This window comes from Paraburkholderia guartelaensis (genome assembly GCF_004353905.1).
In the GTDB taxonomy this organism is placed as follows: domain Bacteria; phylum Pseudomonadota; class Gammaproteobacteria; order Burkholderiales; family Burkholderiaceae; genus Paraburkholderia; species Paraburkholderia guartelaensis.
In genome coordinates, this window is sequence record NZ_SMOD01000088.1 from 1 (window position 1) to 9,074 (window position 9,074).

6 protein-coding genes and 3 pseudogenes are annotated in these 9,074 nt (G+C 55.8%); 2 read left to right on the forward strand and 7 right to left on the reverse strand.

Features of this window, described 5'->3' with window-relative positions:
• Nucleotides 1–173 (forward strand): annotated as a pseudogene (locus E1N52_RS42230) (IS5/IS1182 family transposase); the annotation flags it as partial.
• A 125-nt stretch (nt 174–298) separates the two neighbouring features.
• Here E1N52_RS42230 and E1N52_RS42235 read toward each other — a convergent pair.
• From E1N52_RS42235 to E1N52_RS42270, 7 genes and pseudogenes are all read right to left on the reverse strand, one after another.
• Nucleotides 299–598 (reverse strand): annotated as a pseudogene (locus tag E1N52_RS42235) (helix-turn-helix domain-containing protein); the annotation flags it as partial.
• Between the two features lie 22 nt (nt 599–620).
• Nucleotides 621–1,547: a class I SAM-dependent methyltransferase gene (locus tag E1N52_RS42240; protein ID WP_133190957.1), complete on the reverse strand. Its 927-nt coding sequence runs from the start codon at nt 1,545–1,547 to the stop codon at nt 621–623.
• Nucleotides 1,544–2,896 (reverse strand): STM4012 family radical SAM protein, encoded by a 1,353-nt coding sequence (locus tag E1N52_RS42245; RefSeq protein ID WP_133190959.1) that lies wholly within the window; start codon nt 2,894–2,896, stop codon nt 1,544–1,546. Before E1N52_RS42245 ends, E1N52_RS42240 begins: the two co-directional genes overlap by 4 nt.
• Nucleotides 2,897–3,068: 172 nt before the next feature.
• Nucleotides 3,069–3,875 (reverse strand): IS5 family transposase, encoded by an 807-nt coding sequence (locus E1N52_RS42250; protein WP_133190961.1) that lies wholly within the window; start codon nt 3,873–3,875, stop codon nt 3,069–3,071.
• Nucleotides 3,876–3,939: 64 nt separating this feature from the next.
• A complete protein-coding gene (locus E1N52_RS42255) occupies nt 3,940–4,788 on the reverse strand; it encodes a mannitol dehydrogenase family protein (protein ID WP_246089461.1) in 849 nt (282 codons plus the stop codon).
• Nucleotides 4,785–5,498 (reverse strand): HAD family hydrolase, encoded by a 714-nt coding sequence (locus E1N52_RS42260; protein ID WP_133190963.1) that lies wholly within the window; start codon nt 5,496–5,498, stop codon nt 4,785–4,787. The genes E1N52_RS42255 and E1N52_RS42260 overlap by 4 nt, the downstream gene beginning before the upstream one ends.
• 1,293 nt (nt 5,499–6,791) lie before the next feature.
• Nucleotides 6,792–7,790: a TylF/MycF/NovP-related O-methyltransferase gene (locus E1N52_RS42270; protein ID WP_165979583.1), complete on the reverse strand. Its 999-nt coding sequence runs from the start codon at nt 7,788–7,790 to the stop codon at nt 6,792–6,794.
• 797 nt (nt 7,791–8,587) lie between these two features.
• On the opposite strand from E1N52_RS42270, the pseudogene E1N52_RS42275 reads away from it, so the two are divergent.
• Nucleotides 8,588–9,074, forward strand: a pseudogene (locus E1N52_RS42275) (transposase); the annotation flags it as partial.

Genomic DNA, 9,074 nt, shown 5'->3' on the forward strand with positions numbered 1-9,074 from the left:
ACGTGTTCGGTACGCTCAAGCACTGGATGGGGTCGACGCACTTCCTGATGCGAAGACTTGGTCACGTCGCCACCGAAATGAACTTGCATGTACTGGCGTACAACCTCAAGCGCGTCATCGGGATACTGGGATTCGCGAAAGCAATGCGGGCCATGAAGCTGGCCGGCGCGTGATCTCACGCATCGACGCTTCGAATGGCTCGGTGCAATCAGCCCCGTCGTTCGATCTCAGCGCTGGGTGAACGCGTTCGCTCCGATGCTCGCGGCTCGAACCGGCGTTTTTACACAGCCTCGGCCAGTTTGCGTCGCAGCGTGTAGTCGAGCACTTTCGCTTCAAGGCGCGCCAGATCACGGCGCGGAGCGCGGCCGGGATGCCTGCCGTACAGACCCTCAAGACGCTCACTGGCAAAGCGTGTTTGCCACGTTGTGATGAATCGCGAATCGCATCGCAGCTCGCTGATGATAGCCCCGCGCGAGGCTCCTTCGTCGAACAGCAATATCAGCCGCGCACGCCTCACCCGGCCAACGGCCATGGTCCGGCTGCGCTGCATCGACATCAGTTCTTCGCGCTCAGCTTCACTAAGATTCATTTTGCCCATGCACTATTAGATCAGTGCAATTTCATTGGTTCAATGGACTAGAGTTCCGCAACGAAACTGGTGACGTAAAATACTCGTATTTACCCGTCAAAATGCTCTGTGTGAATTGGAGTCCGTATATCCCAAAAATCCAGTCTTCAACCACATAGTTGCCCGTCAGCTCCGTAGGAGACGTCATGTTCCACCCTGGCATTTCAATCCGATTGACGTGTCTCGGACGAACACCCATCGACTTGACTGCGGTAGCATCGGCTCCAAGGGGTATGCTGTCGAACAAGATTAAAGGAAGATTGTCGCTGTTCGAAAGATCGACCTTCGTCAACGTGAACCGCTCGACCGGGTTTGCTTTTCTCGAAAGAAACTTCTCAACGGCATGCACATGCGTCGGAATACCCGGATGGGAATCCCACTTGGCGTAGAAATCGGAACGAAGAATCTGCCAGTCCGCATATTGCGAGTCGAGATCGCCTCGGTCAAACGAATTCGCATGTCGGCACTCGTGCGGAACTGGGTAGCGAGGAATTTCAATAATCGATGTGAAGTTGTGAAATCCGCCGGGCTTAGTCCGTTGCCTCATTTCCCGAAGCAAGGGAATCCACACGTCTTTCGTCACGAAATGTAACGACGAGTGCGCCATAACTAGATCATAATTTTCATCCGGTACGAAATCCTCGATCCGTTCCTCGATCACATCGATGTTCAAAGAATAACGGTCAGCAATCGAGCGAAGTTTCTTTACGGCGTTCGAGGAAAGTTCCAAGGCGGTCACCTTGTGTCCCCTGAGGACAAGAAAGAGCGCATTTCTGCCTTCGCCACAGCCGATGTCTATAACAGTCGAGTTTCGTGGTAGAAACTGTTCAATTTCAAATACCTCAACACTCGGTCCGCCCATCGTCCACACTTTCGCGTCCGAATAACCTTTCTCCCAAAATCGCTCACTGTTGCTCATCGTGGAACATACCTTTCTTCCAGGGTTTTCACATGGTTCGAGAAAAGATGGTGCGCGACCAAATTACTGTATTTGTAACCCTTCCTGGTCAATCGAATCTTGTCATTGGACGGTGGCTCGATGCACCCGTCAGCCTCAAGTGCATCAATTACGTCCAAAAAATCAGAATACAGATTCCGGCCAAACTGTGATGAATAGTATGTCCCAGAAAGTTGGTTCAGCGTAAGGCTGAGGATGAAATATCTCAAGCGCTCTTCGTAAGCATCAAGAACAATCCCGTACCTCACCATGCTGTGTTCGGTGATTTCGAGGTTCAAATAATCTTCAATGGCCTTGCCGACCTCGTTGAGGTCGACCGCGTAGTCGAAGCTGTAGTGGTATTTTCCGTTGTAGCTTCTTGCGCCTGCTCCAATTCCGATCATCGGAACGCCGAGAAAGTCGGAAGTCTCTTGGGCGTACGCGCTGCTATTCTCTGGCAGACGGGTGAACCTAGTGAAGGACTCTTGTCGGTATCCATTCATTTGCATGAACTCGACATTGCTATCGTAGATCGCATACTTGGTCTGGTCGTCGATGTATCGCTCCGGATGCAATCGCTGCTGCTTATGAATCGCTGTGAGAGGTCGGCTAATTGCAGGATACAGTGAGATAGTCACTGGACCTGATGAAACGATGTGGCGGAGCGAATTTTGCCAGCTTTCGTAGGTCTGACCTGAAAGGCCGTAGATCAGATCCAGATTGAAATTTTCGAAACGCTTTCGGATATTTTCTACCGCAGAGATTGTTGTCGAAACCGGGTATGGGCGACCGCTGGCCTTCAGCTCTGCGGAATCCATAGTTTGGATACCCATACTGATTCGGTTCACGCCTTGGCTTTTCAAGAAATCGAGGAGTTCTTCGGACATCGAGTCGGGAGAACCTTCGACACATAGCTCAGCAGAGGACGCAATATTCGGGAATCCATGTTGAATCGATGAAAAAATCTGTCCGAATTGTTTTTCGTTTAGAATAGTCGGAGTTCCGCCACCAAAATACACAGATGCAACTGTCTTCCTTCCCGTGTACTTCGCATAAAATTTTATTTGTTCACATATCTTATCAACATAATTTTGTATTATGTCCTCTGTATGTTGGGTCGTTAGAAATAACGTACAATAAGTACACCTGTATCTGCAAAATGGTATATGGATATATATTGAAGCTGGTCCACGATCACCGGTGTGCCATATTTCCGTAATGCCGATATTATGTAGACTTTTATACGATCTTTTCGAAGGATAACTATATACATACGACTTTAAGTGATTGTTCCTTATAGAATGTCGAATTGAATCCGCGATTTGCTGCATGCTTTTCTCCTGGTCACTTCTGCATTTTGCATGACGATTCTGGATGAATGTGACGCGAAACTTGAGGTTACTGACGAGTGCACCAAATAGTGCGTTGTGCGTTATATGGGCATGAAGACGAAAACTGATGCCCGCAAATTGGACGGTGCCACGCAGGCGCACCTAGAGCGTGTTAGGTACTTTGCATAATTGGTCCAGCATGAACGAGCATGAGCATGGCGAAGACGACAAAGTGCAGACCTGCCAAGGTTTCGGGCAAGCGCTCATAGTCGCGCGCCAGACGCCTGAACCGGTTGAGCCAGCCGAAGCTGCGCTCGACCACCCAGCGGCGGGGCAACAGCACGAAGCCTTTCTTCGCTTCGGGCAGCTTGATGACATGCAGCTCAATACCTTCCTCACGCGCGCCTTGCGCAGCGGTGTCACCCGTATAGCCCTGGTCAGCGAACGCAAGTTTCACCGTCTGACCGGTTGCATGCTGAACCTGTCGCGCGAGCTCAGCCACCTGCGCACGCTCTTGCTCGTTGGCCGGCGTGATATGAACAGCGAGCAAGAGGCCCAGTGTGTCGACTGCCATATGAACTTTGCTACCTCGTTTGCGCTTATGCCCGTCGTAACCCGCACGCGGGCCGCTTTCGCACGTGGACTGCAGCGTGCGTCCATCCAGAATGACCGCGCTGGGCTGCCCCTGACGCTGTTGCGCCACGCGCAGCACCGAACGCAAATCACTGACCATCGCCTCGAAGCAACCCGCGTTCAGCCAGCGTTGTGTTTGCTGGTACACCAGTTCCCACGGCGGAAAGTTTGTCGGAAGCATGCGCCAGGAGGCTCCGGCTCGCGCCATCCAGCGCAGCGCGTTGAACATTTCGCGCAGTTCGTATCGGCGCTGTGGCGCGTCTTCGCTCATCAAGGTCAGGTACGGAGCGGCGAAACTCCATTCCTCATCCGAGACATCTGTCGGGTAGGGCTTGCGTTCTTTCATGCCGCCAGGTTACCAGGTCCGGCCCAAAGTACCTAACACGCTCTAAGAAAAATGGTGGTGCAGGTCATGCTGCCTCCGTAGATGCGTCGACGCCCGACATGATGGCGACCTGCGGCGCGATGCGGTCCACCATGCCGTTGGGAAAAGCGGCATTGTCCGCGATCCAGCCCGCGAGTCCCGGGTCGACCGCCTGCGCGAAACTCAAAACCGCGCGCCGGACTGTATTGCCGCTTTGCCGCAGATTGTCACAGGACATCACCGTAAAGGCTGGGACGTTCGCTTCGCGACGGCGCCGCAGCGCTCCGACGATAAACCCAACCGCGGTGCGCGGCGGCGCTCCCGCCAGATCATGCGCGACATCGGGCTCATGAAGCTTGAACTCGCCCGTCGCTTCGTCGAAGTTATAGCCGCCCTCTGTGATGGTCAACGAGACAATGCGGATCGCCGGACCGGCCAGTTCGCGCAACACGGCTTCCGGATCGGCAGGCGCGTGCAGATAATCGATCATCGCGCCAATGACTCTCGTGCTCCCACTGCCATCCGAGTCGAACTCGGTTACCGTATAGAGGCAGTCCTGCGCGTGCAAAGCCCGAACCTTTGCGAGGGCGGACGTGCCACTGCCGAGACCAATACCGCAGATGGCCCACGCCTCGTGTCCCGGTAAATGCAGGCACCGATCCGCATAAAGCGCCTGATGCGCACGGTGGAAATTGCCAACGCCGATATGCGCGATACCCGCTGTGAGCCGGTTGCGGTCGTAGGCGGGAACCGCCACGCGGTCATCGAGTTGACCGAGGGTGGCGTTCGACAGGAGTTGCTGTTTCGTGGAAATGTTAATCATTGTCGGCTGATAAAGGTATTCCGTCTGATCGAGCTGCAGCCGAGAAAGTCTCTTCTCACCGCCGCGTTTCATCCCCCGTCGCGAGCAAGCTGGTCCTGCGTCCAGCTTTGAACCAGCAATGGAAGCTCCCGCATGCTGTAAAACACCGCGTTCACCCCGACGTTACGAAGGTTCTTTGCCCGTTCGTCCGGTGCGTGCGCTCCACCGGCAAAGCCGAGCACGGTCATGCCGGCGGCAACCGCCGCCCTGGCTCCCGTCACGCTGTCTTCCACCACAACGCAGCGTTCAGGCGCCACGCGCAAACGACGGGCAGCAGCAAGGTAAACGTCGGGCGCCGGCTTCGGATTCGACACCATGTCAGCTGTGAAGACCCGCTCCCCGAAGAACTTCACGAGTCGCGTTCGATCGAGTACACGCTTGACGTAGTCGGCGAAACTGTTGCTCGCTACAGCTTTACGCAAAGAAATCGCGGCAAGCGCCTCGTCTATCTCCGCGGTCATCGGCGCTTGCACCGCGGCGCGTACAACTTCCGCGTCGATTGAGGCAGCGTGAGCTTCGTCGATTGTCCTGCCCAGTGCGGCGGCCGTGCGGGCCACCACCGCCTCTGTGCGCAGTCCGAGCAGCGGACGCACAACCCGCTGCACGCCAGTTTGCCGCCATAGCGCTTCCAGTCGCTCCACGATAATGCTTTCGGCAATGGCATCGCTGTCCACGAGCACGCCGTCGCAGTCACAAATCATCAAATAGTTTTCCAGCGCGTCGCTGGATGCGATGTCGATCATTGCTTTCCCCTAGATGATTACTGTGGCGCGCAAGTCTCCGCGCCACGTCGGCTGTAGTGCGAACGTCCCGCCTTTCTGCAACCGTTCGAGGTCTTCTTCGAGACTTCTGTCACGGGTTTCGGGCATGGCGACGAAGATGAAAATCCACGCTAATTCGTTCAATCCTGCGTAAACCCACATTGCTCGCCCCACAAATCACGCGGACCAGCAACAGCATTCGCGGCCTGCTTACCCAGATCCATCCCGCACTGCATCGGGGTCTGGGCCACGCCTCGATCGTCCTGCACCGATACCCGTCGCCCACCGAGGTTGACGAGCGAAAAAAACTCGCCAACCGCCTCACCAAACGCCGCGTCGCGCACGGGAAAAAGCCTTGCGGCCGAGATCGTTCAGGCGCTCGCCGAACAGGCTGTGCTCGTGCCCGGCACTCAGGCCGCACAATCGTCATCCCATATTCATCAATTGCGTCTTTGCGGTCGGAACGGTCCGGATCAGGTGGTCGCCGGCAGAGGCATGATATGTCGATGACGCCCAGCTCGAAGCTGATTCTCCTCGCGCATTCGATCGGAAAGCCGGCAAAAAAACGTCAGGTCCATCAGGAATACTGACGGCCCTCCCAAAACGCTTTGCAGTGAGCAGAGCGCGAATAATCGCTCCCTGCAAGCACAGGATACAAGCAGATGCCTTAGTAGCATTTGACTGAGATCAGACTCTTAAACAGCCCGAAGACCGCAACATTCTCAAGCCTGCCCTAGCAATGGGTTTCCACACGTCTTGGGCAGATCAAGGACCCTCCAAAATTACCAGCATGCCCTATGACATCAGCGGCACGAGCGTTGCATTCAACATGCAAACGCCAGTTGTACGAACGACGGGAGAACGCTTCGTCTGCAACATCATCTCCGCGATGGCTTCTACCTTATTTCTGGCGTTCAACTGCGCACCCCTGCAACGCCGGGTGAAAGCGTGGCGACAAATCGAGCGAGGGAACTGGTGGCCCGGATACGCAGCGCCAGCCTCCATCGCAAAACGATTCGTCGCTGACAATTGGCCCGGAATAACTTCATCGCGCGAAGCAATACGCCGCGTCTCGATAAGTTGACATGCCGCAGCTCACGTGGACTGCCGACGCATCGGTCGCATACAAGCGCGAGACGCACCGCTATACCTACGTCAGCACACCGTCGAAGAACGTCAGCTATAGCAACGTGCCGCTCGGATTTCGGGCGGCGCATATAATGACGCTGGGTCATCGATGGTAGGCCGGAAAGCCGTTGCATCGGCGGCTAAGGTTCAATGCATCCTGATCAGGAAGTACTGGGATCCCTTGAAGATCTTGTAGAACGGCCTGCCAGCGGGAGACGTCATGAATTCGTCAAGCGCAAGCAACGCACCATAAAGGCCCGGCGTCGCTGTCGGGTCTTCCGCGATGATGATGCCGCCCTGTGCCATCAGGGGGGAAACCTTCTGAAGCGCAGCAAGTGTTGCCTCGTACATGTCGACGTCGATGTTCGCGACCGAGATCTTTTTGATGCCAAGCGGCAGGTCATCGGCGCAAATGTTCACAGCGATCAGCTCGAACTCCGACGAGACGTCCGACATGACCGTCTCGCGGATGTACTTCATCGTTTCGTCTTTGCCGTACAGCCGGTGCGTGCCGGACCACAGCGCGTCCATGCTCCCGACCGCTTCTTCGTAGGTGAAGCCATCGTACGTGTCGAGTAGCCAGGCTTTCCTGCACGGTGCCCCCACGCAGGCGAGCTGGTCGAGATAGTTTATGGCCGTCAGCGCCGAGCCGCCGCGGTACACGCCGATCTCGACATAGTCACCTTCGACTGTCCGCGTAATGTCGAGCGCCTCGCAAAGATTTTCATGAATCCCGGTGTGGAGGTGCGAGACAGCATGCCCTTTTTCTGTCCACGTCCTCACCATCGCGTTGTGCGCCAGGCGGTTGACGAACCGGTATTCGGTTTTGGCAAAGTTTAGATGCGGAACGAATGTGCCGCCATGCTGCTTGATCCGGCGGAGGACCGGTAGCGCATCGGAATCGCATTGAATTCCGATGTAAAAGACGGCTTCCGAGATTTCCTGCGGAGCCAAACCATCCACGTTCGTGAGCACCGGCCCGATTGAATCGCTCACATCCTGAGGAATCGGCTGGTCTGAGACGATGAACTTCCGCTTTGTCGGGAAAGTCTCCGGGGCGACGCTTTTCGAGGTCTGGGTGGTCGGCTCGAAAAGCGTCAGATTGGCGAAAAGGGGATCGCCAAGAAAGCGCTCGAAAATGCTCATGATTCGTCGCACTCCGCGCGAAAGCCGCGCGTCGCAAGCCCGGCACCACATGGCCCCTTGACGACGTATTTGTGACGCATTGGTGTCCTCGATTGGAGAAGACGTTATGGAACCGGGTTGTGTTCCGTGGCTGCAAAGCCGCGACGAATCTGTCCAGATGCAGTTCTTTCTCTGTACCCGCAGAGAGCGTGCCAGCATGAGCCGCTGCAAAGCAGCCTACGCACTATGTCGAGTCTGTACGTGAAAATCGTAGACTGGACGTCTCAAGACGCGGATATCAAGCAGGCGTCTGGACGTCGGTTTTCCGACAAACCGTTCGTTTTGTGTAAGCATCTGATCCACCAATTTGCACAGACAGACGCCGCAACGGTAGGGGCCGGTTCACTGCGTCTGAGATGATCTGGCATCGCACATCCTTGAGGGCGATCCCAGCGATCTGGTGCCAATGCGGAAGATGAAAGTCCCCAAACGCCGCAGCAATTGGCTGCGTTGGGTATGCAACAGTCCCATCTGTATCTGATGGCGCTAGCGTTTACAGACATCGCCTTTCGGGGGATAAGCGGCCTCACGGATCAGGTTCAACTGCTAAGGAAGTTTTGCAGAATTCGCTTGACGTCGATCGCGCTCTGCCACCATTTCATCGAGATTTCGGCCTCTTTTGAAATCCGAGTGGGCGGCTTGGCGGGTCAAGATCCTATGAGCCCGGCGCAGCGAACCCTTGAGGCGCTTTGAATCGACAAGCTGGCGCATGGCTGGTTGCGGCAGAATGCTGCAATCAGACATGCAGGACGATGCGAGTGACGAATCAACTCTTTGAAGCCGCCTTGGGAATCAAGGCACCGTGGTACGTGCAGGGTGTCGACTTTGATACGGCCAAACGACAACTCACGATTGCCGTGGACTTTGTCGCTGGCAGCCGCTTCGCTTACCCCGGGGTTGCCGGTGAGCACCCAGTGCATGACACGCAAATCAAGCGGTTGCGCCACCGTGAGCACGGTAGCTATTGACGAGACCTCGTACCGGCGCGGCCACGAGTATCTGACGCTGGTCGCCGATATGCAGGCGCGCCGCGTCGTGTTCGTCACGCCCGGCCGCGACGCGAAGCCGATTGAGAGCTTTGCGGCGTACCTTAGCCAGCACAACGGCACGCCCGAGCAAGTCACCTCCGCAAGCATCGACATGTCGCCCGCGTTCATTAAGGGCGTGAGCGAACATCTGCCCAATGCGCGAGTGACATTCGACAAGTTTCACGTCGTCGCCCATGCGTCCAAGGCGCTTGATATG

Coding starts and splice junctions, on each gene's coding strand:
- E1N52_RS42270 (WP_165979583.1), bottom strand. CDS start 7,790: ATGAGCATTTTCGAGCGCTTTCTTGGCGATCCCCTTTTCGCCAATCTG.
- E1N52_RS42260 (WP_133190963.1), bottom strand. CDS start 5,498: ATGATCGACATCGCATCCAGCGACGCGCTGGAAAACTATTTGATGATT.
- E1N52_RS42255 (WP_246089461.1), bottom strand. CDS start 4,788: ATGAAACGCGGCGGTGAGAAGAGACTTTCTCGGCTGCAGCTCGATCAG.
- E1N52_RS42240 (WP_133190957.1), bottom strand. CDS start 1,547: ATGAGCAACAGTGAGCGATTTTGGGAGAAAGGTTATTCGGACGCGAAA.
- E1N52_RS42250 (WP_133190961.1), bottom strand. CDS start 3,875: ATGAAAGAACGCAAGCCCTACCCGACAGATGTCTCGGATGAGGAATGG.
- E1N52_RS42245 (WP_133190959.1), bottom strand. CDS start 2,896: ATGCAGCAAATCGCGGATTCAATTCGACATTCTATAAGGAACAATCAC.